24 protein-coding genes and 2 tRNA genes are annotated in these 24,944 nt (G+C 66.2%); 8 read left to right on the top strand and 18 right to left on the bottom strand.

From position 1 onward, the window contains the following. Window positions 1-124 precede the first annotated feature (124 nt). The 6 genes from SCA01S_RS13115 to SCA01S_RS13090 all read left to right on the top strand — a co-directional run bounded on the left by SCA01S_RS13115 (window position 125) and on the right by SCA01S_RS13090 (window position 7,487). Window positions 125-2,023 (top strand): histidine kinase dimerization/phospho-acceptor domain-containing protein, encoded by a 1,899-nt coding sequence (locus SCA01S_RS13115; RefSeq protein WP_062786235.1) that lies wholly within the window; start codon window positions 125-127, stop codon window positions 2,021-2,023. Window positions 2,024-2,028: 5 nt separating this feature from the next. Continuing rightward, window positions 2,029-3,066 (top strand): polysaccharide deacetylase family protein, encoded by a 1,038-nt coding sequence (locus SCA01S_RS13110; RefSeq protein WP_412103055.1) that lies wholly within the window; start codon window positions 2,029-2,031, stop codon window positions 3,064-3,066. Between the two features lie 76 nt (window positions 3,067-3,142). Then, window positions 3,143-3,218: transfer RNA gene (locus tag SCA01S_RS13105), tRNA-Ile, on the top strand. 152 nt (window positions 3,219-3,370) lie between these two features. Then, entirely contained in the window at window positions 3,371-4,180 is an 810-nt protein-coding gene (locus SCA01S_RS13100; RefSeq protein WP_245652604.1) for a GNAT family N-acetyltransferase, read from the top strand. A 61-nt stretch (window positions 4,181-4,241) separates the two neighbouring features. Next, window positions 4,242-4,318, top strand: a tRNA-Pro gene (locus SCA01S_RS13095). Between the two features lie 460 nt (window positions 4,319-4,778). After that, window positions 4,779-7,487 carry a TonB-dependent receptor gene (locus tag SCA01S_RS13090; RefSeq protein WP_062786232.1) on the top strand — a complete coding sequence of 903 codons (2,709 nt, stop codon included), beginning with the start codon at window positions 4,779-4,781 and terminating at the stop codon, window positions 7,485-7,487. Between the two features lie 88 nt (window positions 7,488-7,575). Here SCA01S_RS13090 and SCA01S_RS13085 read toward each other — a convergent pair whose 3' ends face one another. From SCA01S_RS13085 to trhO, 11 genes are all read right to left on the bottom strand, one after another. Then, window positions 7,576-8,313, bottom strand: a complete 738-nt coding sequence (locus SCA01S_RS13085; RefSeq protein ID WP_028657496.1) for a GntR family transcriptional regulator — start codon at window positions 8,311-8,313, stop codon at window positions 7,576-7,578. A gap of 176 nt (window positions 8,314-8,489) precedes the next feature. After that, entirely contained in the window at window positions 8,490-9,335 is an 846-nt protein-coding gene (locus tag SCA01S_RS13080) for a fumarylacetoacetate hydrolase family protein (RefSeq protein WP_062786229.1), read from the bottom strand. After that, window positions 9,332-9,679, bottom strand: coding sequence for an L-rhamnose mutarotase (locus SCA01S_RS13075; protein WP_062786226.1), 348 nt, complete (start codon window positions 9,677-9,679; stop codon window positions 9,332-9,334). Before SCA01S_RS13075 ends, SCA01S_RS13080 begins: the two co-directional genes overlap by 4 nt. Window position 9,680: 1 nt before the next feature. Continuing rightward, the gene (gene fucP, locus SCA01S_RS13070; RefSeq protein ID WP_084390989.1) at window positions 9,681-11,006 is read right to left on the bottom strand and encodes an L-fucose:H+ symporter permease; all 1,326 of its coding nucleotides are present in this window, start codon (window positions 11,004-11,006) and stop codon (window positions 9,681-9,683) included. A 58-nt stretch (window positions 11,007-11,064) separates the two neighbouring features. Then, entirely contained in the window at window positions 11,065-11,808 is a 744-nt protein-coding gene (locus SCA01S_RS13065; protein ID WP_062786224.1) for an SDR family oxidoreductase, read from the bottom strand. Then, on the bottom strand, window positions 11,805-13,031 hold the full coding sequence (locus SCA01S_RS13060) for a UxaA family hydrolase (RefSeq protein ID WP_062786221.1): 1,227 nt from the start codon (window positions 13,029-13,031) through the stop codon (window positions 11,805-11,807). Before SCA01S_RS13060 ends, SCA01S_RS13065 begins: the two co-directional genes overlap by 4 nt. Next, window positions 13,031-13,357 (bottom strand): UxaA family hydrolase, encoded by a 327-nt coding sequence (locus SCA01S_RS13055; protein WP_062786218.1) that lies wholly within the window; start codon window positions 13,355-13,357, stop codon window positions 13,031-13,033. The genes SCA01S_RS13060 and SCA01S_RS13055 overlap by 1 nt, the downstream gene beginning before the upstream one ends. After that, on the bottom strand, window positions 13,338-14,162 hold the full coding sequence (locus tag SCA01S_RS13050; RefSeq protein ID WP_062786216.1) for an amidohydrolase family protein: 825 nt from the start codon (window positions 14,160-14,162) through the stop codon (window positions 13,338-13,340). Before SCA01S_RS13050 ends, SCA01S_RS13055 begins: the two co-directional genes overlap by 20 nt. Then, on the bottom strand, window positions 14,159-15,163 hold the full coding sequence (locus SCA01S_RS13045; protein WP_062786213.1) for an aldo/keto reductase: 1,005 nt from the start codon (window positions 15,161-15,163) through the stop codon (window positions 14,159-14,161). Before SCA01S_RS13045 ends, SCA01S_RS13050 begins: the two co-directional genes overlap by 4 nt. Before the next feature lie 105 nt (window positions 15,164-15,268). Continuing rightward, a complete protein-coding gene (locus SCA01S_RS13040; protein WP_028657493.1) occupies window positions 15,269-16,078 on the bottom strand; it encodes an IclR family transcriptional regulator in 810 nt (269 codons plus the stop codon). A gap of 81 nt (window positions 16,079-16,159) precedes the next feature. Then, on the bottom strand, window positions 16,160-17,020 hold the full coding sequence (trhO, locus tag SCA01S_RS13035) for an oxygen-dependent tRNA uridine(34) hydroxylase TrhO (RefSeq protein ID WP_084390988.1): 861 nt from the start codon (window positions 17,018-17,020) through the stop codon (window positions 16,160-16,162). A 98-nt stretch (window positions 17,021-17,118) separates the two neighbouring features. On the opposite strand from trhO, the gene SCA01S_RS13030 reads away from it, so the two are divergent. Next, window positions 17,119-18,093 (top strand): glutaminase, encoded by a 975-nt coding sequence (locus SCA01S_RS13030; protein ID WP_062786210.1) that lies wholly within the window; start codon window positions 17,119-17,121, stop codon window positions 18,091-18,093. Here SCA01S_RS13030 and SCA01S_RS13025 read toward each other — a convergent pair. From SCA01S_RS13025 to SCA01S_RS13015, 3 genes are all read right to left on the bottom strand, one after another. Next, window positions 18,085-18,489 carry a hypothetical protein gene (locus SCA01S_RS13025; RefSeq protein ID WP_148291613.1) on the bottom strand — a complete coding sequence of 135 codons (405 nt, stop codon included), beginning with the start codon at window positions 18,487-18,489 and terminating at the stop codon, window positions 18,085-18,087. The two genes, SCA01S_RS13030 and SCA01S_RS13025, sit on opposite strands and share 9 nt — an antisense overlap. 71 nt (window positions 18,490-18,560) lie before the next feature. Continuing rightward, window positions 18,561-19,754, bottom strand: a complete 1,194-nt coding sequence (locus SCA01S_RS13020; RefSeq protein WP_062786207.1) for a CaiB/BaiF CoA transferase family protein — start codon at window positions 19,752-19,754, stop codon at window positions 18,561-18,563. Continuing rightward, complete coding sequence (locus tag SCA01S_RS13015; protein ID WP_054130661.1) at window positions 19,751-20,932, bottom strand: acyl-CoA dehydrogenase; 1,182 nt, start codon at window positions 20,930-20,932, stop codon at window positions 19,751-19,753. Before SCA01S_RS13015 ends, SCA01S_RS13020 begins: the two co-directional genes overlap by 4 nt. A 103-nt stretch (window positions 20,933-21,035) precedes the next feature. Between SCA01S_RS13015 and SCA01S_RS22280 the strand changes: the two genes are divergently transcribed. Then, the gene (locus tag SCA01S_RS22280) at window positions 21,036-21,242 is read left to right on the top strand and encodes a hypothetical protein (RefSeq protein ID WP_133816473.1); all 207 of its coding nucleotides are present in this window, start codon (window positions 21,036-21,038) and stop codon (window positions 21,240-21,242) included. Between the two features lie 26 nt (window positions 21,243-21,268). Here the strand turns inward: SCA01S_RS22280 and SCA01S_RS13010 are convergent, their stop codons facing one another. The 4 genes from SCA01S_RS13010 to tolA form a co-directional block, all read right to left on the bottom strand. Beyond that, window positions 21,269-21,811: a J domain-containing protein gene (locus tag SCA01S_RS13010; protein WP_062786204.1), complete on the bottom strand. Its 543-nt coding sequence runs from the start codon at window positions 21,809-21,811 to the stop codon at window positions 21,269-21,271. Between the two features lie 121 nt (window positions 21,812-21,932). Further along, the gene (pal, locus tag SCA01S_RS13005; RefSeq protein WP_054130901.1) at window positions 21,933-22,454 is read right to left on the bottom strand and encodes a peptidoglycan-associated lipoprotein Pal; all 522 of its coding nucleotides are present in this window, start codon (window positions 22,452-22,454) and stop codon (window positions 21,933-21,935) included. Between the two features lie 88 nt (window positions 22,455-22,542). After that, the gene (tolB, locus tag SCA01S_RS13000; RefSeq protein WP_062786201.1) at window positions 22,543-23,946 is read right to left on the bottom strand and encodes a Tol-Pal system beta propeller repeat protein TolB; all 1,404 of its coding nucleotides are present in this window, start codon (window positions 23,944-23,946) and stop codon (window positions 22,543-22,545) included. Further along, window positions 23,943-24,944, bottom strand: coding sequence for a cell envelope integrity protein TolA (gene tolA / locus SCA01S_RS22275; protein ID WP_171800875.1), 1,002 nt, complete (start codon window positions 24,942-24,944; stop codon window positions 23,943-23,945). The genes tolB and tolA overlap by 4 nt, the downstream gene beginning before the upstream one ends.

Raw genomic sequence — 24,944 nt, 5'->3', positions numbered from 1 at the left:
CTTAAAAACCTGACCGATAAAGGCACAAGGATGAGTTCCGAAACGGTCCGTAACCGGCTTGCCTCTCGCCAGGCATTGCCCCATGGCAGAAGACCGCACAACAGGATGCCTTGGCGCCAGAGCGATGCCTGCCGATCTTGATCCTTCCCTGATGCCGGCGGATGCCGCAACGGCTGGCGCCGCCCTGGTGGTGGACGATCGGCTGGAAACCGTGCTGCGCACCCGCGCCGCCGGGCCGGCGGGCATGCGGGTGCAGTTCCGGCAGCTTGCCGATCTGCTTGGCCGCGTGGCGCCCGATGCCTGGGCCGCGCCGCACGATGCCGCCCTTGCCCGGCTCGATGCGCTGTTCCACGAAATCGCCACGGCGCCGGGCGGGCACGAAGGCGCTGCCGCGCTGCTCGCCGGCACGCCGCTCGGCCACCCCCGCCTGGTCAGCCATTTTGCCGCGCAGGCGCCGCGCCTGGCGCTGGCCGCGATCCGCGCCGCCCGCCTGGCCGAGGCGGACTGGCTGGCGCTGGTGCCGCGCCTGCCGATCCACGCGCGCGGCTTCCTGCGCCACCGCCGTGACCTGGGCCCTGCGGTGGATGCCTTGCTCGCGCGGCTGGGTATTGATGACTTTGCGCTCTCGGCACCGCTGGACCAGGTTGCGGCAGACCAGCCAGTGATCGAACCGGCACCGCAACCTGCGCCCGAGGACGTTGCGCAACCCGACACGCCGCCCGAATCGCCCGCCCCGTTGCTTTCTGCCAGCGCGAGCGAGGGCATCGGCGCGATCGTGCGGCGGATCGAGGCGTTCCGGCGCGACCGCGAGGCGCGCCCCACCGGTGCCGCCAGCCCCGGCGCTCCTGCCCTGGCCACCGCGGCTGATCCGCACCCGCGCCTGCCTTTTGCCGATGAACCGCCTGCCGCCGCGCTGCATCCGGAAAGCATCGCCATCGCGATCGATGCGCTGGGCACGGTGGTTGCCGCCGATGCCGATTGGGCGCCGATGCTGGTGGGCCATCGCCCCTTCACCGCACAGCCGCATGCGCCCGCGCGGCTCGATGCGCGCAGCACCCGCGCCTTTGCCGCGCGGCTGCCGATCACCGCCGGGCTGCTCATGCTCGATGGTGCGCTGGCCGTGGCGGGCGCCTGGCAATGCGATGCCGTGCCGGTGTTCACCCGCGCTGGCGGCGCCTTTGCCGGCTATCGCGCCTGCCTGCGCCGCCCGGCCGCAACCCAGGCCAGCGCCCCGGCAGAGGCCGAGACTCCAGTGACCCAGGGCGCCGATCGCCTGCGCCAGACGCTGCATGAATTGCGCACCCCGATCAATGCGATCCAGGGTTTTGCCGAAATGATCCAGCAGCAGGTATTTGGCGCCACGCCGCACCAATACCGCAGCCTGGCCGCCAGCATCGCGGCCGATGCCGCCCGCATGCTGGCCGGGTTTGAAGACCTGGAGCGGCTGGCCCGGCTGGAAACCGGCGCTGCCGAGATGCCCGCGCCCGACAGCGGCATCGATCTGGCCGCGCTGGTCAGCCGGCAGTTGGCCCAGCTCGATCCGGTGATCGGCCCACGCGAAGTGCGCCTGCGCTGGCAGCCCCCGGCAGAACCGGTACGGGTTGCAGCCCCTGCGGCCGAGCTCGAACATGCGATGTGGCGCCTGCTCGCGGTAATCGCCAGCACGGCAGCACCGGGGGAGCGCCTGGCCATCGCACTCGCCGCGCCCGTTGCCGGCGACAGCGCGCCAGCAGCCGTGCGCCTCGACCTGCCATTGCCGGCAACGCTCGCCATGCGCGATGATGCCACGCTGTTTGCCGCCGATGGCGCCCGCAGCCAGGGCGGTGGCCAGCAGGCCGGCGGCCTGGGCCCTGGCGGCATGATGGGCAATGGCTTTGCCCTGCGCCTGGCGGCGGCGGAATTGCGTGCCATGGGCGGCGGCTTGCGCCGCGAAGGGGCGCGGCTGCTCGCACAGTTGCCCGCTGCTGTCTCGCCGCACGCTCTCGTCGGCGGCGATAGCGCCACCCCGGCGCAGGCGGGCTGACCACGGTGCCATCGCGGCTTGGGGGCGAAGGCGAGCGCCAGGGCGCACCGGCGCGGATCACCCGCCCGCCCCCGTCCGATGCCCGCGTGCACTTTGCCCCCGAATTCGGGCAGCGTTTCGTCGTTACCGTCGACACCGAAGAGGAATTCGACTGGGCCAAGCCGTTCGAGCGTACCGGCCACGGCCTGAGGCATGTGCCGCGCCTCGCCAAGTTCCAGCAGTTTTGCGAGGGGTTCGGTGTCGCCCCGATCTATTTGATCGACTATCCCATCGCCAGCGATCCGGCCGTGGGCATGGCGCTGGGCGATGCGGTTCGCCATGGCCGCGCCGAAATCGGGGTGCAGCTGCATCCCTGGGTCAATCCGCCACACCAGGAACAGCTGAACGTATTCAATAGCTTTGCCGGCAATCTGCCGCCGGCGCTGGAACGCGCCAAGCTGGTCAAGCTGCGCGACACGATCTCGGCCGCGTTTGGCCAAGCGCCCCGCATCTATCGCGCCGGGCGCTATGGCGTGGGGTCGGCCACGGCGCAGATCCTCGCCGAATCCGGCATCGCGATCGATACCTCGGTGCGCAGCCATTTCGATTACTCCAGCCAGGGCGGCCCCGATTTCACCGCGCTGCCGCTGCATCCCTGGTGGGTCGATCGCCAGGGCGGGCTGATGGAATTGCCGCTGACCACAGTGTTTTCGGGTGCGCTGCGGCGCCAGGGGCCCTGGCTGTTTCCCCGCCTGTGGCGCGTGCCGCGCCTGCGCGGGGCGATGGCCCGCGCCGGATTGATGAACCGCGTGCCGTTCACACCCGAAGGCGTCACCGCGGCCGAAGCCATCCGCTGCATCGACCTGACGCTGGCCGATGGCCTACCGATCCTGGTGTTTTCGTTCCACAGCCCGTCGCTGCGCCCCGGGCACACACCTTATGTGCGCGATGCCCGCCAGCTTGACCAGCTCTATGACTGGTGGCGCGTGGTGTTCACGCATCTGGCCTGCTGCGGCATCAAGCCTGCCAGTGTGTCTGACATCATGCAGGCCGCCCTGATCTGAAACCGCCATCGCGCTGCGCCGCATACGCTTTCTTGCCAAGTGCGCGGCAGCGCTTTAACGGCATGGGGCGCAACGGGGGCCCGTAGCTCAGTGGTTAGAGCTGGCCGCTCATAACGGCTAGGTCGCGGGTTCAAATCCTGCCGGGCCTACCACCACCCCGCGAGCATGGCGGCGCCCAAATTGCGGCGCTGTAATTACGACAGGCGCGCGACACGCGTGCCACAAGTGACCCACGATCATCATCATTCTGCAAAACCGGCGTCATGCCCGTGCGCTATCGCGTTCCGAACGGAGGGCGCGTTCGATGGGCGAAGTGATCGGAATGGACAAGCGGCAGCGGCGTCTGGCCGTGCGGTTGGCGCGCGACGGCGCCGATCTCGTGGCAGTGCAGAAGCTGCGCTGGCAGGTCTTTTTCGATGAAATGGGCGCCCAGGCCCACGGCTTGCTCAGCCAGCTTGACGCTGATCCCTATGATGCGCTGTGCGATCATCTGCTGGTGATCGATGAAGACCAGCCCGGCACCACTGTGCCCGATGGCCAGGTCGTCGGCACCTATCGCCTGCTGCGCGAAAGCGTGGCGCGGGCGGCGGACGGGTTTTACAGCGCCGGCGAATTCGATCTTGCCCCGTTGATCGCCGGTGAAGGCAGGGTCGGCGGCGAACTGCTGGAACTGGGCCGGTCCTGCGTGCTGCCCGCATTCCGCACCAGCGCGACCATATCGCTGCTGTGGCGCGGCATTGCCGACTATATCGCCGCCCACGATATCGGCCTGATGTTCGGCTGCGCCTCGTTTTCCGGCATCGATCCCGATGCCCATGCCGCCGCGCTCTCGTTGCTGGCGCACACCTGCCTTGCCCCGGCAGAAAAGCGCCCGCAGGTGCGGCCCAATGCCCGCTGCGCCGTGCCGCTCGAACGCCTGCCGCGCGGCAGCTATGACGAACGCCGCGCGATGCTGGCGCTGCCCCCGCTGATCAAGGGCTATCTGCGTTGCGGCGCGCGCTTTGGCGATGGCGCGTTCATCGATCACGCGTTCAACACCGTCGATGTCTGCGTCGTCCTGCCGGTGGAACAGATCAGCCAGCGTTACGCCACCCGCTTCAGCGTGGCAGCATAATCCCCGGCTGCAACTTCGCGCTTGCACGCAACGCCCTGCAAACCTAAGGGCATGCTCGTGTCGGGGAGTAGCGCAGCCTGGTAGCGCATCTGCTTTGGGAGCAGAGGGTCGCAGGTTCGAATCCTGTCTCCCCGACCATTTCCATCATCTGACATCGCCAAGCCATACCGCCCCACGCCAGGGGCGGTAGCGGCGAGCATTCTTGCGTGAGGCGCACCGGCGCCATCGCCCCGCGCCACGCCGCGCAAAACAGTACCAATCAACAACTGGTTCTTATTCACACCGCCAGCGCCGCCCCGCGCTGATTCGCGGTGCCATCGGCGTTTGCGCGTTTCACCTGCCGGAATGACAGCGCCGTCCATCATTTTGGGCACCAATTTTTATATATAAATTTCATTCTCATAGAGAAAATATGAAACATATTGAAGACATTTCCAATTTTTTCCTGGATTCTCGAAGTGTGACATATAACATATGCATAACCAAATGGGGGTTTGGTAACAAAATGGGCCTCATCCCCAGACGGGAAAAGTTACGTGGCCGAACCGGGCTTCGGCGAGGGATCAGCGCGGTGCGCTGAAAAACTGGGGGAATGGGAATGAACGTGCGGCGCTTCCTTTTGATCGCCACAACCGCGATGGTCGCGATGCCGATTGCGGCGCAGGCGCAGACCGCTGCGGAAGGACCGGGCGAAACCGCTTCCAGCAGTTCGGGCGATGGTTCGGGCATCGTTGTCACCGGCATCCGCGCCAGCTTGCGCAACGCCATCGAGATCAAGCGCAACGCCAACTCGATCGTCGACGTGATCAGCGCCGAAGACGTGGGCAAGTTCCCGGATAGCAACGTGGCGGAATCGCTCTCGCGTCTGCCGGGCATCACGGTCGACCGCCAGTTCGGCGAAGGCGAGCAGCTGTCCATCGCCGGCGTGGAGCCCGCGCTCAACCGCCTGACGATCGACGGCCACTCGGTCGCCTCGGCCGACTGGGGCGGCAACCCGTCCGACCGTTCGAGCCGCAGCTTCAACTACTCGCTGCTTTCGCCGGCGATCATCAGCCAGGCCGTGGTCTACAAGACTCCCGAAGCCCGCCTCCAGGAAGGCGCCATCGGCGCCACCGTCGATGTCGTCACGCGCAAGCCACTCGATCTGGCTGCCAACACCATCCGCTTCAACGGCGGCTATGAATACAACGACCGCGCCAAGCGCGGCAGCTTCCGCGGCGGCGGCCTGTACAGCTGGAAGAACGATGACGAAACCATCGGCATCCTGGCAGCGGTGAATTACGACAAGGAACAGCTCAGCCGCGCCGGCGTGGCCGTGTACTGGTATCGTACCGGTCAGGCCCTGCTCGATAACGCGCCCGCCACCGCCACGGTCAACGGCAAGCCGATCTCGGCCCTGTCGGCCACTGAACGCGCTGATTTCTCCGACGCCCGCTTTGCCTCGTTCCTGGCGCGCGAGTTCTTCAAGCAGGATCGCGAACGCCTGGGCTTCAATGGCGCGATCCAGCTCAAGCCAGCCGACAACCTGGTGCTGACCGCCACTGGCCTGGTCATCCGCGGCAACTACGACAACGTGTCGAATTCGATGTATACCTACGGGTATGAAGGCTCGCGCCTGATCTCGGCCAAGTATGGCAACGGCCTGGTCACCGAAGCGACGTTCTCGGGCATTCCCGCCGGCCAGACCGGCGCCACCGGCCAGCTCGACACGCTCTATCGCCGCACCCGCATCAAGAACGACACCTACTCGCTGGCCTATGACTGGAAGCCGGAAGGCTGGGCGATCACCGGCAATGTCGGCTATACCCGCGCCTCGGGCGGCAAGGATCCCGAATACCTGCTCGATTTCCGTACCCAGCAGGGCTTCACCTCGGGCGCCAATGGCCGCAACACGATCGTCAACTGGGACCGCCCGGCCACCGATCCCACCAAGTGGCTGAGCAACTACACCGCGCTGGGCGGCGAAAACGTCACGGCCACCGATGGCCGCAAGTTCTTCGGCCGGCAGATCGGCGGCATTCCCACCCAGTCAGGCTTCACGGTCGACAAGGAATGGTACGGCGAAGCCAACTTCGTGCGCGACATCAACGTCGGCCCGTTCAACAAGCTGCTGTTCGGTGGCCGCTACAGTTCGCACCAGAACAGCAACACCACCTACAGCAACGCGATCTTCACCAACCAGAATTTCACGCTGGCTGATCTTGACTACAACGTGCTGAACTCGGGCCTTTACAATGGCCTGGGCACTTCGGGCAACGGTGCGCCCTATGTCGGCATGGACAAGGACGGGATCATCGCCACGCTCAAGAAGTATGGCAACTTCACCGACGATCGCGGCCTGTCCAAGGGCGATTACTGGCTGGTCAACGAGCGCATCAAGGCAGCCTATATCCAGGCCAACTTTGAAAGTGGCAAGCTGCGCGGCAACATCGGTGGCCGTTTCGTCAGCACCAGCGTGGAATCCAACTTCTACGCCCAGAGCGGCTCGACCGTGAACCTGGTGCAGTACAACAAGACCGACAACCGCTTCCTGCCTGCCCTCAACGTGATCTACGATGCCGGGCAGAGCGTGGTGCTGCGCGGTGCGGTCGCCAAGGTCATGGCGCGTCCGCGCTATTCCGACCTTGCCGGCTATCTCTCGCTCGATGACAGCACGCTGAGCGGCGGCGGCGGCAACCCCGACCTCAAGCCCTATCTCGCGACCAACTTCGGTCTTTCGGCCGAGTGGTACTTCGCCCCGTCCAGCTTCCTCTCGGGCGAAGTGTTCTACCGCGATATCAGCAACTACGTTGGTAACGAAACGCTCGACACCACGCTGACCAACCCGATCACCGGCCAGACCCGCACCTATGCGATCTCGCGCCCGGTCAACGGCGGCAAGGCAACCGTCACCGGTTTCTCGCTCTCGGGCAATACCAACCTGATCTGGGGCTTCGGCATCCAGGCCGCCTACACGTTTGCCGATGCAGACACGCAGGCGTCCACCGGCCTGCCGTTCCTGTCGCGCAACACGATCCAGATCTCGCCCTACTATGAAAACGGGCCGTTCCAGGCGCGGGTCAGCTACAACCGTCGCTCGAAGTACTTCTACCGCTTCGGCCGCCAGCAGTCGCAGGACTATACCGACGCCTATCGCCAGCTCGATGCGCAGATCTCGTATACCATCAACGATCACGTGCAGGTGACGGCGACCGCCTCCAACCTGCTGGACGAAACCTATTACCAGTACAGCTCCGATCCCAAGGCGCCCACGTCGGTCTACAAGAACGGCCGCGTGTTCTCCGCCAGCGTGACCGGGCGCTTCTAAGACCCTGAAAGCCACAACCCTTGCGTGGTATGGCCCGCTTCCTGAAAGGGAAGCGGGCCTTTTTTCTGCAAGATGTGCTGGGCGCCGATCAGCCGGCGTTCAATTCCGCGACCACGTCATAGGCATCGCCCCGGTAATAGGACTGGGTATATTCCACCGCGCGTCCATCGCCCAGGAACCCGCGCCGCTCGATCAGCAGGCCAGCGTGGCCGGTTTCCACCCCCAGGCGCCGCGCCTGCTCCCCGGGGAACGGCATGGCGCGCAGCCGTTGCAGCGCGCGCACCGGGCGGTTGCCCTCGGCTTCCAGCGCGGCATAGAGCGAATCCTTGACAGCATCGATCCCCGCCAGGCAATCGGCGGCGATGGTCGAGGTTTCGAACGCCATCGGCACATCATCGGCAAAGCGCAGGCGCTGAAAGCGATAGACCTGCCGCCCCGGCGACAGGCCCAGCGAGAGCGATTCCTCGGGCGTGACCAGCCCAGCCGAGCGCGACAGCCATTCGCTGCTCGGCTTGCGGCCCCGCGCCAGCATGTCTTCGGAAAATGACGAGAGCTTGGAAAAGCTCTTTTCCACGCGCGCAGCCACATAGGTGCCCGAACCACGCCGACGCACCACCAAGCCTTCCTGCGCCAGGCCATCGATCGCCTTGCGCACGGTAATGCGCGACACGCCATATTCGAGAGCCAGATCCCGTTCGGCCGGGATCATGTCATCCTGGGTCAAGACCTTGGTCTCGATCGCCTGGCGCACCAATTGCTGAAGCTGCAAATAGAGTGGCGCGCGCAGGTCTTCGCGCAATCGACCAACTCTCTGCACGAAGGACATCATGTTCGCCTCGAAACCACGCGCTCGTATTATTCGGCCAGACTAGAGTACCGACCCTTTCGAGACAACTGGCATCATAGGTTACATATTGGGCCGTACCGCCACGCAAAAGCCGCGCCAGGCGCAAAGGCCCGGCGCGGCTTGCATGCTGCGCATAATTGAAGCGCCAGCCCGGTTCAGGGCGCGGCGACGACCACCTGGCGCTGGGTGCCAAGCTTTTCGATGCCCAGTTCCACCACATCGCCCACGTCGAGGAACACCTGCGGGTTGAGGCCCAGGCCCACGCCGGCGGGCGTGCCGGTGGTGATGATATCGCCGGGCTGGAAGCTCATGAACTGCGACATGTAGCTGAGCAGGAAGGCCGGCTTGTACACCATGGTGCGGGTCGATCCGTCCTGGTAGCGCTTGCCGTTGACTTCGAGCCACATCGCCAGTTCGCCAGGATCGCCCACTTCATCGGCGGTCACCAGCCAGGGGCCGATCGGGCCAAAGCTGTCGCAGCCCTTGCCTTTCATCCACTGGCCGTAGCGCTCGATCTGAAATGCCCGCTCCGACACGTCGTGGCACACAAAATAGCCGGCGATCGCGGCGCGCGCGGTTTCCTCGTCGGCATAGCTGACATGGCTGCCCACCACGAACGCCAGTTCCACTTCCCAATCGAGCTTGGTGCTGCCGCGCGGCTTGATCACCGGATCGTTCGGCCCGCAGATGGCGCTGGTGGCCTTCATGAATGCGACCGGCTCGGGCGGCACGGTAGCGCCGGTTTCGGCAGCATGGTCGGAATAGTTGAGGCCGATGCACACGAACTTGCCCACGCCGGCCACGCACGGCCCCAGGCGGCCAGGCTGCTCCACCGCCGGCAGCGTGGCGGGATCGATCGCGCGCAACTGGTCAAGCACGGCGGGCGAGAGCGTATCGCCGGCAATGTCGGCGACTACGCCGGACAGGTCACGCACCACTCCCTGGGCATCGAGCAGGCCGGGGCGTTCTGCCCCCGGGTTTCCAAAACGCAGCAACTTCATGCTTGGTCCTTTGTGTCTAGATGATCGGCCAGATTGAAAATGCGATGGGCCGCCAACCATTTCACCCCTGGAGGGGCGGCGTCCAGCGGCTTTTGCAACGGGTCCATGGTGCGCTCCCACGCATGTGAGTCAGCGCTGGCTACGCGATCTGTGGCGGGGGCATCGCCGGTGGTTTCCGTAATCATCACCAGGCGATCGGCCACGCGATAGATTTCCATCACGCGCACGCCCGATCCGACAATGTCGGCAAGCACGCCCGCCGGCACGCGGCCCGGCTGGTGCCAGGCATCATAGGCGGCGGCCACGCCCGCGTCTGCCAGGTCGAGCAGGAAAACCTCGCGCATGTCAGCCTCTTTCCTGCGCAACGGCGCGGGCCGCCTGCGTGCCAAACCATGCCACCACCAGGAAGCTGGCCAGCGGCACGACCATGCCGGTCTTGAGCGAATGGAGATGATCGCCGATCAGCCCGACCAGCGGCGGGAACACCGCCCCGCCAATGATCGCCATGATCAATAGCGAGGAACCCAGCTTGGTCTTGCTGCCCAGGCCAGAGACCCCCAGGGCAAAGATCGTGGGAAACATGATCGACATGAAGAAGCTCGACAGCCCCAGCGCGATCACCGCCGTCCACCCGCTCGCCATGATGGCAACGGCACAGAGCCCGGCCGCGATCAAGGCAAACAGCGTGAGCAGCCGCACCGGCGGCACCCGCTTCATCAGCGCGGTGCCGGCAAAGCGCCCGGCCATGAACGCCATCAGGCTATAGCCCAGCAGATGCGCCGCCCGCATTTCACCGATGCGCGTGGCATCCTGGGCACAGTTGATGAAATAGCTCCAGATCGAAACCTGCGCGCCGACATAGAAGAACTGCGCGATCACCGCCCTGCGCAGCAAGGGCGCGGCGGCAAGGCTGCCGCCCTCCCCCTGCGCCGGCTCGTCCACAGCGGGAAACCGCGTCAGCCGCACGACCAGCGCCAGGAACAGCACCAGCAGGCCAAGGCCGAGGTAGGGCAGTTGCACCGCCAGCGCTTCCTGCGTGCGATAGGCCGCCACTTGCGCCGGGGCCATCGCCGCCAGCTGCGCCGGAGTGCGCTCCACCCCCGAAAAGATCAGCGCCCCGCCCACGAACGGCGCCACAAACGCGCCCAGCCCGTTGAAACTTTGCGCCAGATTGAGCCGCCGTGCCGCCGTGCTGGCCGGCCCCATCACCGTGATCAGCGGATTGGCCGCCGTTTCCAGGAAAGCCAGGCCCGCCGCAATGATATAGAGCGCCCCCAGGAAAAAGCCGAACGCCTGGACATGCGCGGCCGGCCAGAACAGCAGCGCCCCCAGCGCATAGAGCACCAGCCCGATCAACAGCCCGTTGCGATAGCCCACGCGGTTCATCACCCACCCCGCCGGCAGGGCAAAGGTGAAATAGCCGAAATAGAACGCGGTCTGCACCAGGCCCGACTGCATCCGCGTGAGATCGAGCGCCTTTTGAAACTGCTTGATCAGGATATCGTTGAAATTGTTGGCCAGGGCCCAGAGGAAAAACATCGAGCAGACCACGGCAAAGGCCACCCGCGCGCCGCGTGCCACCAACGGCAGTGCGCGCTGGGGATCATCGGGCGCGCGGCCGGCTGGGCCACTGTGTTCCTGGTCGCTCAAGCCGATGGAGATCGGGGCCATGGAAACCTCTCGTTGGATTATGTTCTGGTTACAGGTGGCGGCTTGGCCTCCGTCATGATCAGCTGTTGGCCCAGCCGCCATCGATGATGTGGCACTGGCCGGTGGTGAAGGCAGCGGCATCGCTGGCGAGGTAGAGCGCCAGCGCGGCGATTTCAGCCGGATCGCCAATGCGGCCCATCGGCTGGCGGGCCTTGAACGCGGCCATGGCGGCGTCGAAATCGCCGGTGGCGGCAAGGCGCTGTTCCAGCGAAGGAGAGTGCACGGTGCCGGGGCAAATCGCGTTGCAGCGGATGCCCTGCTGCACGAAATCGGCCGCCACCGCCTTGGTCAGCCCGACCACCGCCGCCTTGCTAGCGCCATAGGCGAAGCGATTGGGCACGCCGATCACCGATCCGGCGACAGAGGCCATGTTGATGATCGACCCGCCGCCCCGCGCGATCATGCCAGGCAGCAGCGCGCGGATCAGGCGGAACATCGCCGTGACGTTGAGATCAAAGGCAAAGGCCCAATCCTCGTCGCTGCAGTCCAGGATCGTGCCGCCGTGCACCACGCCGGCGCAGTTGAACACGATGTCAAAGCCATCCTCTTGCGCGGCGAGCGCGGTGATGGCGGCGGCATCGGTCACGTCGAGCACAGCGGTGCGACAGCCGGGCAGCTCTTCGAGCGCGGCAGGATTGCGATCGAGTGCCAACACATCGGCCCCGGCATCGCGAAAGGCTTCGGCACTGGCGCGGCCGATCCCCTGGCCTGCGCCAGTCACGATCGCGCGCTTGCCGGTAAGGTCGAACGGGTGATGCGTCATGTCAGGGCTCCTGCACGGTGGGCCAGCGGCAGGCATCCCGGACCGCTCGGCTCGAATTGCTTGTAGGTGAGAATGAATTCCTGGTGGCCCAGCGCTTCTGATCGGGTCTGCGCCCCGGCAGCGACGGCCACCACCTGATCGAAGATCTCGGTGCCCACCTCGTCCAGCGTGGCCTTGCCATGCAGGATGCGCCCGGCATCCACGTCCATGTCTTCGGCCAGGCGGGCATAGGTTTCGGGATTGGCGCAAACCTTGATCACCGGGGAAACCGCCGATCCCACCACCGAACCGCGCCCGGTGGTGAACAGGATCAGGTGGCAGCCAGAGGCGATCATCTCGACGATTTCGGCGTTGTCGGAAATGTTGGGAAAGCCAAAACGCACCTCCCCATCGGGCACCACGTCCATCAGGTAAAGCCCCGGCCCGCCGGTCCGCTCGCCCGGGCGGATCAACCCGGAAATCGGCGAGGCGCCCGACTTGGAATAGGCGCCGAGCGACTTTTCCTCCTGGGTGGTCAGCCCGCCATCGGCGTTGCCGGGGGCAAAGCTGCCATAGCCCAGCGTGGCATAATAGCGGGCGGCCTTGGCCACGCAGGCCTCGATCTCGTCACCCAGTTCGGGCGTCACCGCGCGCGCGGCCATGACCTGCTCGCACCCGATCAGCTCGCCGGTTTCCTCAAAGATGCAAGTGGCACCCTCGGCCACCAGCATATCGAAACAGCGGCCTACTGCCGGATTGGCAGTGATGCCGCTGGTGCCGTCAGACCCGCCGCAGATCGTGCCGACCACCAGTTCCGACACGGCCATCGGCACGCGCGGGGCCTGCGCGGCCGCGGCGCGCAGGCGGGCGACCGCTTCGCGCCCGGCATCGATCGTGGCGCGGGTGCCGCCCGTCTGCTGGATCACCAGGGTTTCCACCGGCCGGCCGCTGGCCGCGACCTGCGCAGCCAGAGTCTGGCGGTCAAAGCCTTCGCAGCCCAGCGAAATCACCAGCACGCCGCCCACATTGGGGTGGGTGGCGATCGCCGCCATCATCTGCGCGGCATAGCTGTTGGGATAGCAGCCGGGAAAGCCGGCCAGTTGCACATCGGGATCGTCGATCGCGCTGACGATGCGCCGCGCTACATGGTGGGCGCATTCCACCAGATAGGCGACCAGCACCACATTGCGCACGCCCTTGCGTCCATCGGCACGCAGGAAACCCTGGATGGGGTGATGCTGCATCACTTGCTGCCTTTCGTGCTGGCATCGCGGCCATGGGCGGGAATGTAATCGCTCGCCAGGTTGTGGGAATGAACGTGGCCGCCGCGCGGGGTCGCTGCCTTCATGCTGCCGATCGGCGCGCCATAGCGCAGCACCTTGTCGCCCACGGCCAGGTCATGGCGGGCAATCTTGTGGCCCAGCGGCACGGCCTGGGGCAACGGCATGGCCACGCCATCGATCGTCACGATCTCGCCGAGCGCGGCATCGCGAATACACACCAGCACATTGTCTGCCGGGTCCAGCAGCAGGAACGCCTCCTGCGCCGGCTCAACTTGTGGCGAGACCATAAAACCCAACCCCGTTGTGCAGGAAAACCTGCGCCTGTTCCGTTTCATTGAAACCCGAAAGCAGCCGGCGGCACTGCGCCAGCCAGTCGTGATAGTCCCCGGCCAGATGCAGCACCGGCCAGTCGCTGCCCCAGATCACGCGATCCGGGCCAAAGCAGGCCAGGATGTGATCGACATAGAGCGCGATCGTGGCGTCGTCGGTCTGGCCACCCGCCTCGGTCCACAGGCCAGACAGCTTGCACCAGACATTGCCATGGCCAGACAGCGCGGCCAGATCATTGGCCCAGGCAGCATAGCCATGGCTGGCAATATCGGGCTTGCCCGCATGATCGAGCGCGATGCGCAAAGCAGGATGGCACGCGGCCAGCTCGGCAATCACCGGCAGTTGCGGCGCCCGCACCAGCGCATCGAGGCACAGCCCATGCCGGGCCATGGCATCGAGGCCATCGCCCACCTCGCCCCGCAAGATCCAGCGTGGATCGTCGAGCCCCTGCAACATCGGGCGTAAACCCTTGAGCAGTGGCTCCTGCGCCAAGGCGGCAATCTGCGCAGGCGCATCGGGCGCAGCAAGATCGGCCCAGCCGACCACGCCACGCACCAGCGGATGATCCTGTGCCAGGCGCAGCAGCCACGCAGTTTCGGCGCGATCGGGCGCGGCTTGCACAAGTATCGTGCCCCAAACCGCTGCGTCTGCGGGAAAATCGGCCGGCAGAAAATCGCGATGGATCGGCGCGAGATCGGCCGTGGGCCAATCCGTGAATGGATTGGCCAGTGCCCAGAAATGCTGGTGGCCGTCCAGGATCATGCCAGAGCGCCCTGCCCGCGTTCGGCAACGGGCACTGGTGCTGCGGGATCGAGCAGCCCTTGCGCCACCAGCTCGGCCCACAGCGCCAGCGGGATCGGCGTTGCCGCCAGGGCAAGGGCGCTGTGCACCTCGGCCGCGCTGGCCAGGCCCGGCAGCACGGCGGCCACCGCCGGATGCGCCTGGGGAAAGGCCAGCGCGGCAGCGGCCAGGCTCACCCCGTGAGCCTCACAGACCGCTTCGATCCGCGTCACGCGGGCAATCACTTCCGGCGCCGCCGGGGCATAGTTGTAATAGAACGGGCCAGGGCCGCGCGTGCCGCTAGCCAGGATGCCGCTGTTGAATACCCCGCCCAGCAGCACTTTGGCGCCATGATCCAGGCATTGCGGCAGGAACGCGTGCAGAGCCTCCTGCTCCAGCAAGGTATAGCGGCCGGCCAGCAGGAAACGGTCCCAGCGCCCGATGGCCATGGCCGCCAGGCACACGTCCCACTCGTTCACGCCCAGCCCGATCGCGCCCACAACGCCTGCCTCGCGCAGCTGCGCCAGCGCGCGATAGCCGCCCTCGGCCAGATCGCGAAAATGGCGGGCGGCGTCTTCGCCATGCGTCACTTCGCCGATATCGTGCACCAGCAGGATATCGATGCGGTCCAGCCCCAGCCGATCAAGGCTGCTTTCAAAGGCGCGCATCACCCCGTCATAGGAATAATCGAACCGCACGCGATAGGGCAGCGGGTCGGCAAAGCCGTGGCGTTCGGCCGCACCTGCCAGCGTGGCATCGTATTCCAGCAGGCGGCCGACCTTGGTTGATATCACATAGTCAGCACGTGGCTTGCCGCGCAGGAACGTGCCCAGGCGCTGTTCGGAAAGGCCCAGGCCGTAATAGGGCGCGGTGTCGAACAGGCGAATACCGCCATCCCATGCCGCGGCCAGCGTCGCCTGCGCCTGGTCATCGGGGATGGCGCGATAGAGATTGCCCAGCGCTGCGCCGCCAAATCCCAGCATCCCGCCCAAACTCCCACCGCCGCGCCATGGTGGCCAGCTCGTTCCTCTCACATACAAAAATAGCTTTCATATTTGCAAGGCCGATATTCACCGCCCGCCGTGCGTTCACACCCGGCTGTCAGCCGTGGACAGCAGCTCGGATATCTGCCGCGCGGTTTCCACCAGGTGGCCGGTCGCCTCGTCCATGGTCTTTTGCAGATTGCCATGGTGGATGAACGGCACGGTCAGCGCCGCCGCCGCGCGATCGCCGCGCATGATCGGGGCGGAAATGTCGCTGATGCCGTTCACGAACGTGCTTTGCGCCTGGGCGTGCCCTTGCGCGGCGGCAGCCTTGGCGGCCTTGACGAACGCGGCAATCTCGCCGCGATCGGTTGCAGGGGAAAGCTGCGCCAGCCAGGCCTGCTGGATATCGGCCGGCTGGTGGCCGAACAGCACCACGCCCGATACCGACCGGTGCAGCGCCAGGCGGTGGCCGATGCGCACCGAAAAGCCGATCTGCTCGTTCGATTCCATGCGCGCCACCACCACGATCTCACCCCGCGTGTGGAACACCAGATGGCACGACTGGCCGATGTCCATCGCCAGTTGGCGCATGCGCGGCAGCGCCACTTCCACCAGGTTCTGCGTGGGCGGCTGGCGCATCGCCATGGTGAACAACAGGTCGGTCAGGTAATAGCCGTCGTTGGCGCCGTCCTGTTCGACAAAGCCGCGCGCCTGCAGCACCTGCACCATGCGGAACATTTCCCCCTGCGAGCGGCCCAGGCGCTGGCAGATTTCGGTCATGGTCATCGCCCGGCCGGAATTGACCAGCAACTCGATCACGTCGAGCCCCTTTTCCAGCGCCGGCGCGCGATAGCGGTTGCCGGTGCCACGGCCTTCATCGTCGCCCTGCGGCATGCCCGGAATGTCGTTCAACTGGAAAGATCCTCAGCCCTGTTGCGGTATCATGCGATGCTATCGCCTGGCGGCACGGCTCGGCAAGGGGCGCAGCCACACTCAGGCGTCGGCGTCGGCGTCGCCGCTGCCTTCGCCATGGCAGGCCGGGCACGACACGCCCGCACGATAAAGCGGCGATCGCTGCCCCGCCGCATCGACCGGGCGCCCGCACGGCCCGCACAGCACGTGGCTGCCCGGCTTGAGGCCATGGCCGATCGCCACGCGCTCGTCGAACACGAAGCATTCGCCCTGCCACAGGCTTTCTGTCTCGGGCACCTTTTCCAGGTAATTGAGGATGCCGCCCTTGAGGTGATAGACCGCATCCACCCCTTCGTTCTTGAGAAAGGCGGTGGATTTCTCGCAGCGGATGCCCCCGGTGCAGAACATAGCCACGCGCGGCTGGCGCCCTTCACCCAGCAAGGCGTCGCGCTGTTGGCGAAACCAGGCCGGAAACTCGCGGAAACTGCGCGTTTGCGGGTCGATTGCCCCAGCAAAGGTGCCCACGGCCACTTCGTAATCGTTGCGCGTGTCGATCACGATAGTGTCGGGATCACTGATCAGCGCGTTCCAGTCGTGCGGATCGATATAGGTGCCAACGCTGGCCAGCGGATCAATCCCATCGACACCCATGGTCACGATCTCGCGCTTGAGGCGCACTTTCATCCGGGCAAACGGCATCGTCGCGGCGGTGGAATACTTCACGTCGAGCCCGGCACAATGAGGCAGGCTGCGCACATGCGCCACCACGGCGGCGATCCCCGCCGCGCTGCTGGCGATCGTGCCGTTGATCCCCTCGCCCGCCAGCAGCAGCGTGCCTTTGACGCCCTGCTCATCGCACAGTTGCAGCAGCGGCGCGCCCAGCGCGGCCGGATCGGCAAAGGGGGCAAACTGATAGAGCGCGGCAACAGTGATCGGGTCCATGGCGCGGCCCCCATAAACCCTTAAGCAGGGCGCTGGCTATCCCGAACTTGCCCTGGCCCCGCCTGGTGTGAAAGGGAGGCTGCCAAAGGGAGATTGCCATGCCCGACCTGGGCGCCATCGTGCACGAGATTGCCGCCGAAATGCGCAACCACCCCGAAAAGGGCACGGTGGCCGACTATATCCCGGCGCTGGCGACGGTTCCGGCCGATCGCTTCGGCATCGCCGTGGTCATGGCCGATGGCACCTGCCACATGGCCGGCGACGCGCAGGAAGCCTTTTCGATCCAGAGTATTTCCAAGGTCTTCGCCCTGACCATGGCGCTGGGCGCGGTGGGCGATGCGCTGTGGCAACGGGTGGGGCGCGAGCCTTCGGGCAGCGCGTTCAACTCGATCGTCCAGCTCGAAAGCGAGCACGGCATCCCGCGCAACCCGTTCATCAATGCCGGGGCCATCGTGGTCAGCGATATCCTGCTCGGCCGCTATGAACCGCGCGAGGCGATAGGAGAGATGCTGCGCTTCGTGCGCGCGCTCGCCGGCGATGACAGCATCGTGGTGGATGAAGAGGTAGCGCGCGGCGAGCAGGAAACCGGCTATCGCAACATGGCCCTGGCCAATTACATGCGCGCGTTTGGCAACATCCACCACCCGGTGGAAAAGGTGCTGGGCCTTTATTTCCACCAGTGCGCCCTGGCGATGAACTGCCGCCAGCTGGCCATGGCCGGGCGCTATCTCATGGCGCGGGGCTGCAATCCCGATACCGGGCGCAGCGTGGTGTCACCCCAGCGCGCGCGGCGCATCAATGCCCTGATGCTCACCTGCGGGCACTATGACGGATCGGGCGAATTCGCCTTCCGCACCGGCCTGCCCGGAAAATCCGGCGTGGGCGGCGGCATTCTGGCGATCGCGCCGGGGGTGGCCAGCATTGCCGTCTGGTCGCCCGGTCTCAACGCGCGGGGCAATTCGCTGGCCGGCACCCTGGCGCTGGAGCGGCTGGTGCAGCACACCGGCTGGTCGGTCTTCGAACCGGGCCTTGGCCAGGATCAAAGCCAGAGCCAGGGCAGCGCTTCAGAATGAAAACCGCAGGCCCGCCGCGCCATAGTGCTCGCCACCCTGCAGGGTCAGCTTGAACTTGGGCAGGATCGGAAAGGCCGCCAGGGCATAGGCCCGCACCTTTTCATGCGCCAGGCGCGCGCCCAGCCCCAGTTCGGCCACGGCCGGAATCGTGAACGTTGCCTCACCCTTGGCATAGATCGAGGTGCTGGCGCCGTCTTGCGTGGGAATGAATGCCCCAACCACCGGCCGCACGGTAAACGGGCCAAAGCCCATGCTGTAGCTCGCGCCCAGTTCGGCGCCCCATTGCCCATCGGCCTTGCCGCCGGTGGCCTCAACCCCCAGCCCCTTGGCCTGTGCCAGTGCCGGGCATGCCAGCAGCGCCAAAGCCAGCGCCGCACCCATTCCATATCGCGTCATCGCAACCCCATGCTCTTGCGCCCCCGCGCTATCCCCGTGCGCCGCAGAATCGGCGGTAATAGCACCAGCTGTCAATCACTTGGCCCGGCATTTTGCCGCACGAGGGAACCGCCCGGCAGATGGTTGCGGTTCATCTCGCCCAACTGCGGTGACGGGTGCGGGGTGGCCAGTGCCGAGCGGGAAAAGCGGATCGGCAGGGCAACGCCGGGTACCACATCGCCCTCGCCCCGCGGCATGGCCAGTTCCAGCCCGCGATGGCGCACCTGCGGATCGACAAAGGCCTGTGCCACGGTGTTGATCGGCCCGGCCGGCACGCCTTCGCGCTCCAGGGCGGCCAGCAGATCATCGCGCGCCCACGTGACTGTCGCTGCATCGATCGCGGCGGTGAGCGCAGCGCGATCGGCCAGCCGGCCAGGGTTGTTGGCCCAGCCCGGCTGCATGGCCAGGCCCAGCACCGCGCAAAGGCGGGCAAACTGCCCATCGTTGCCCACCGCCAGGATCAGCCAGCCATCGGCGGCCGGAAAGACCGCATAGGGCACGATGTTGGGATGGGCATTGCCCATGCGCACCGGCGCCACGCCCGAGGCCAGATAATTCATCGCCTGGTTGGCCAGAACCCCGGTCATCACGTCCATCAGCGCCATGTCGATCATCTGCCCGCGCCCGGATCGCGCACGCTCTGCCAGCGCGGCCTGGATGGCGATCACGGCATAAAGGCCGGTCATGATATCGGCAAACGCCACGCCGATCTTTTGCGGCGGGCCATCGGGCGCGCCGGTCAGGTCCATGATCCCGCTCATGCCCTGGACGATGAAATCATAGCCGGCGCGCGCGGCATAGGGCCCGTCCTGGCCAAACCCGGTGATCGCGCAATAGACCAGCCCCGGATTGTGCGCGGCCAGGCTGGCATAATCCAGCCCGAACCGCGCCATGCCGCCCAGCTTGAAATTCTCGATCACCACATCGGCATCGGCCACCAGCGCGCGGGCCTGCGCCTGCCCCGCCGCGGTGGCAAGGTCCAGCACCAGCGAACGCTTGCCGCGGTTGGTGGCGTGGAAATAGGCCGCATCCTGGCTGCCATCGGGATTGGCGATGAACGGCGGCCCCCACGCGCGGGTATCATCGCCGCCCGCGCTTTCCACCTTGATCACCTCTGCCCCCAGGTCCGCCAGGATCTGCCCCGCCCAGGGCCCGGCCAGCACGCGCGCGAATTCGATCACGCGCAGGCCGGCGAGCGGCGGCGCCGCAGCGGCCGTGCCGGTCAAAACGCCGCGATCCCGGTAATCGCCCGGCCCAGGATCAGCGCATGCACATCGTGCGTGCCTTCATAGGTGTTCACCGTTTCCAGGTTCACCATGTGGCGGATCACCTGATATTCCCCGGAGATACCGTTGCCCCCGTGCATGTCGCGCGCCATGCGGGCGATATCGAGCGCCTTGCCCACGTTGTTGCGCTTGAGGATCGAGATCACTTCGGGCGCAGCGCCGTCTTCATCCAGCATGCGGCCCAGCCGCAGCACGGCCTGAACACCCAGGGTGATTTCGGTGAGCATGTCGGCCAGCTTTTTCTGATAGAGCTGCGTGGCGGCCAGTGGGCGGCCGAACTGGTGGCGGTCCAGCCCATATTGCCGCGCGGCGGCAAAGCAGAACTCGGCCGCGCCCATCGCCCCCCAGGCAATGCCATAGCGCGCGCGGTTGAGGCAGCCGAACGGGCCTTTCAGCCCCTCCACCCCCGGCAGCAACGCCTCTTCGGGCACCAAGACCTGGTCCATCACCACTTGCCCGGTGACCGAGGCGCGCAGCGACAGCTTGCCGCCGATCTTGGGCGCGGAAAGGCCGGGCATGCCCTTTTCCAGCACGAAACCGCGAATGGCGCCGCCGTGGGCATCGCTCTTGGCCCAGATCACAAAGACGTCGGCAATCGGCGCGTTTGAAATCCACGTCTTGGTGCCGCTCAGCAGATAGCCACCATCGACCTTCTGCGCGCGGGTGCGCATGCCGGCCGGGTCTGATCCGGCATCGGGCTCGGTCAGGCCAAAACAGCCGATGGCCGCGCCGCTGGCCAGCCGAGGCAGATACTTTTCCCGTTGCGCGTCAGAGCCATAGGCATGGATCGGGTGGATCACCAGGCTCGACTGCACGCTCATCATCGAACGATAGCCGGAATCGACCCGCTCCACTTCGCGCGCGGCCAGGCCGTAGGCGACATACGAGGCCCCCGCCCCGCCAAACCGTTCGGGCAGCGTCACGCCCAACAGGCCCTGCGCGCCCATTTCGGCAAAGATCTCTGGATCGGTGGTTTCAGCGGCAAAGGCATCGATCACACGCGGCTGCAGCCGGTCCTGGGCAAAGGCGCGCGCGGCATCGCGCACCATCCGCTCATCTGTGGTCAGCTGGCTGTCCAGCCCCAGGGCATCTTCCCAATCGAAACGAACCTTGGCCATGCGCGCTCTCCTTGCCCTCAGGATTGGCAGGGCTGGCCGATCGCGTCAAAGCACTTTACACCATTGCTGACGGGCAAGCATGATGCCACCTCGGAGACAGAGCATGCGCAACAATAAGACGGCCTGGTTGGCATTAGCAGCGGCGTTGGGGCCACTTGGTGTAGCCCTTGCCAAGGCTGGCGTGATTGGACCCAACCCCGCAACGTTCTTTGCCCTTGGCTTTCTAGCCTGTCTCTGCCTTGGCGGCATCGCCTATGGCATTACCGAGGGCCGGCGCACGGCACGCGAAGGCCGCAGAATCGAAAACTGAGGCCGTATCCTGCGCCCCAGAGCAGGCTAAATCCCCGACCCCTTCCACGTGCGGCGCTCTTCGGCGGCGCGCAGCACTTCGTAGGCCAGTTGCAGCTTCTGGAATTCGGCAGCGGCCTGGGCATCACCCGGGCGCACGTCGGGGTGCACTTCCTTGGCGCGAGTGCGCCAGGCCTTGCGCACGTCTTCGAACGCGGCATCGGGATCGAGGCCCAAGGCTTCCAGCGCGCGCAGTTCGTCGCGGCTGCGGCTGCCATCGCCAGGGCCGGCCCAGGCCTTCCACGACGAATCGCTATAGCCTTCGTTGGTGCGGCGCTCCGCCTGCTCGCGCGCGGCGGCTTCTTCCTTGTCGAGCCCTGCGAAATAGTCCCAGCCGGCATTGTATTCGGCGGCATGCTTTTCGCAGAAATACCAGCGGTCAGGGCTGTTGGGCGATTTCGGCGCCGGGCAATTGCCAGGCTCGTTGCAGCCGGCGCGATCGCACAGGCGCACGTTCACGGCCTCGCGCGCGCTGCCATAGCCGCGCCAGCGGGGAAAACCCCAGTCGCTTGATCGCCCTTGCCGTGCCATCGGCCTTGCCACTTTCTCCTGACGCGGATGGGGCGCCATGCACGGCCGTTGCCGCACAAGGCGCCCCCTCTAAGACGGATTCGCTCTTAACCACCGGCGGCCCCCCGGCGCAAGCTGTCCCTTACTGTACGGTGACAGTCACCGCGCGGCGGTTCTGTGCCCAGGCGGCTTCGTCAGAGCCGAGGGCGATCGGGCGTTCCTTGCCATAGCTGACCGTGCTGATGCGGCTGGCATCCACGCCCAGGCTGACCAGGTAGTTCTTGGCCGCATTGGCGCGGCGTTCGCCCAGGGCGATGTTGTAGTCACGGGTACCGCGTTCGTCGCAGTGCCCTTCGATGGTGACACGCTTCATCGGATAGCGGGCCAGCCACTGCGCCTGGCTCTGCAGGATCGTCTGGCTCTGCGCATCGACGTTGTAACGGTCGGTGTCGAAGTGGATCGTGTCAGACTGCACCGAAGCCACGAAATCAGCCTGGCTGCCAGCAGCCGGGCCGCTCGGCGGCGGCGGCGGGGTGGTGGTGGTCGACGAAGCCGGTGGCGGCGGCAGCTCGGCGGCCGTGCGATTCTTCGCCGAGTTCGACGAACAGGCGGCCAGCGAAATGCTGCCTGCCAAAAGCGTTACGGTAAGAAGCGTGCGTTTCATCATATTCTCCTCAGGGCGGATGAGAAAGTTTTGCACTGCACAAAACGTCGGGGGGCTGAGAAATGGTGCAGCCACCAGGCTGCACCGGTTACGGCAAGACAGGACCCCAAGCCGGGTCAGAAGCATCGACCGGGGTATTGAGCTTGCGTTCGTTGAGGCCGGTCAGATCGACCTGCCAAATGGAGGTATGGCCCGTGTTCTTTTCCGTGCGGAAGAACTGCACGATACGGCCATTGGGAGACCAGGTGGGCGCTTCATCCTGCCAGCTGTTGGTCAGGAAGCGCATGTCGCCACCGCTCGGGTTCATCACGGCCACGCGCAGGTTGCCGCAGATGCAGGTAAACGCGATCTGGTCGCCGCGCGGGCTCCATTCCGGCGTGGCCGCGCGGCCGCCGAAGAAGCTGATGCGCTTCTGGTCGGCGCCATCGGCGTTCATCACATAGACCTGCTGGCTGCCCGAGCGATCGCTTTCAAACACGATGCGCTTGCCATCGGGGCTGTAGGAACCTCCCACGTTGATGCCCGGCGTATTGGTCAGCCGCACCGGTTCACCGCCGGTCGCGGGAATGCGATAGATATCGGTGTTGCCGCCAATCGCCATGGAGAACAGCAAAGACTTGCCATCGGGCGACCAGCGCGGCGCGAACGTGGGGTTGCGGCTTTGCAGCACGAGATGCTGCGTGCCCGATCCGATATCATAGACATAGATGCGCGGATTGCCGTTGAGATACGACAGATAGGCGATCTGCTGGTAATCGGGCGAGTAGCGCGGCGTCAGCGCGGTGGCCTGGCCATTGGTGATGAAGCGGTGGTTTGCACCATCGGAATCCATGATCGCCAACTGCTTGCGCCGGTGATCCTTGGGGCCAGTTTCGGCGATGTAGGCGATCTTGCTGTCAAAGAACGGGCTCTCGCCCGACAGGCGCGAATAGACCATGTCGGCGCACTTGTGCGCGGCGCGGCGCCAATCGCCGGGCTGGACGACATAGCCCTGGCGCGCCAGTTCGCTGCCCAGCCCCACGTCATAGAGATAGCAGCCTACCGTCAGCCGGCCATCGGCGGCGGCGCGCACAAAGCCCTGCACCAGCATTTCGGCAGAGCGCGCACGCCAGCCGCTGAAATTGGGGGCGGCCACTTCCTGATAGCCGATGCCCGGCAGCGCATCAGGGCCGGTCGGCTTGAACAGGCCATTGTTCTTGAGATCATTATAGACCACCCGCGCCAGGTTCTTGCCCAGCGCGGCCGTGTTGCCACCATCGGCCGCCGTTGGCACGGCGTTGTCGGTGGGGAACGCCGGAATGGCCACGCCCAGATCCTGCCAGGCGCCCTCGCCGGTAACCGAGCCGGTCAAGCCGCCGTCATCGGGCGCGGCGGTGGTGGGCGCTGCCTGCGGCGCGTTTGAGGCTGGCAGGGTTTGTTGCTGGGCGATAGCGGAGCCGGCACCCAGGCCAGCTAGCAAGACACCAAGAAGAGCGGATGAAATACGCTTCATTGTGACAGCTTCCAGTCAAAGCGAAACGCGGAAACGCGCTTCCAGCTGTTGTAGTACTGCGGCGGCAAATTGAACGGCGCGGCCAGTTCCACCGCACGGATCGCCAGTTCGGCATGGCGATGGGCCTGGGCACGATTGGCGTCGGTAATCCCGCTTTGCGATACGATCACCGGCTTTCCAGCCAACGACCCGTCAGGATTGAGGTTCCAGGCCACCACGGTGACGAGCTTGTCCACCTCGACGCCAGACGGCCCTTGCCAGTGCGGCTTGATCTGCCGCGACAGCGCCATGCCCAACGACGCGCGCACGTCGGGTCCGGCGGTCTGCGCGGGGGGATTGCGCGAGGCGCCGGGGTTGCTGTTGCTGGGCACGCCAGCGAGGAAATCCTTGCCGATGCGATCGCCACCCTGGGGCGCCTTGCGCGGCGGGGTGGGCGCTGGCTTGTCCCGCCCTGGGGCATGCTCGGCCTGGCGCGGCGCCGGCTTTGCCGGGGAATGCTCAGGAGCCGGACGAACTGGAGCCGGACGGGGTGGCGCCGGGCGTGGAGGTGCTGGACGGGCCGGCGCGGGCTTGGGCGGTGGCGGCGCGGGCCGGGGCTGCGGGCGCGGTTCCGGCCGCGGCTCATGCCGCACCACCGGCTGCGGCTTGGGCTGGGGCTTGGGTGGCGCAGGCCGGGGCGGCTCGGGCCTGGGCTGCGGCCGTTCCACCGGCGCCGGCGGCGGAGGGGCAGGCTGAACCTTTTCCACCGGCGCGGGCGGCGCCGTTTCCGGCTCGGCGGCTTGCTGCTGCTCGCCGAGCGCGGGGGCCACGTCGGGCGCGGTCTGGGCGTTGGGCTCGGGCGAGGTGGCCTTGTCGGCCACGTCGTCGGCGATCGTCACCACCATGCGCTGGGGCGGCGGCTTGATCGACTTGCCCGGCGGCGAGAGCGTCAGCGCGGCGATCAGCGCCGCGTGGGCCACCACCGCCACGCCCAGTGCCAGCTTCTCTTCCCGGCGCAA

The sequence above is a fragment of the Novosphingobium capsulatum NBRC 12533 genome (assembly GCF_001598375.1).
Taxonomy (GTDB): domain Bacteria; phylum Pseudomonadota; class Alphaproteobacteria; order Sphingomonadales; family Sphingomonadaceae; genus Novosphingobium; species Novosphingobium capsulatum.
The sequence above is the reverse complement of the archived record's forward strand: the minus strand, read 5'-3'. Positions and strand labels throughout refer to the sequence as shown.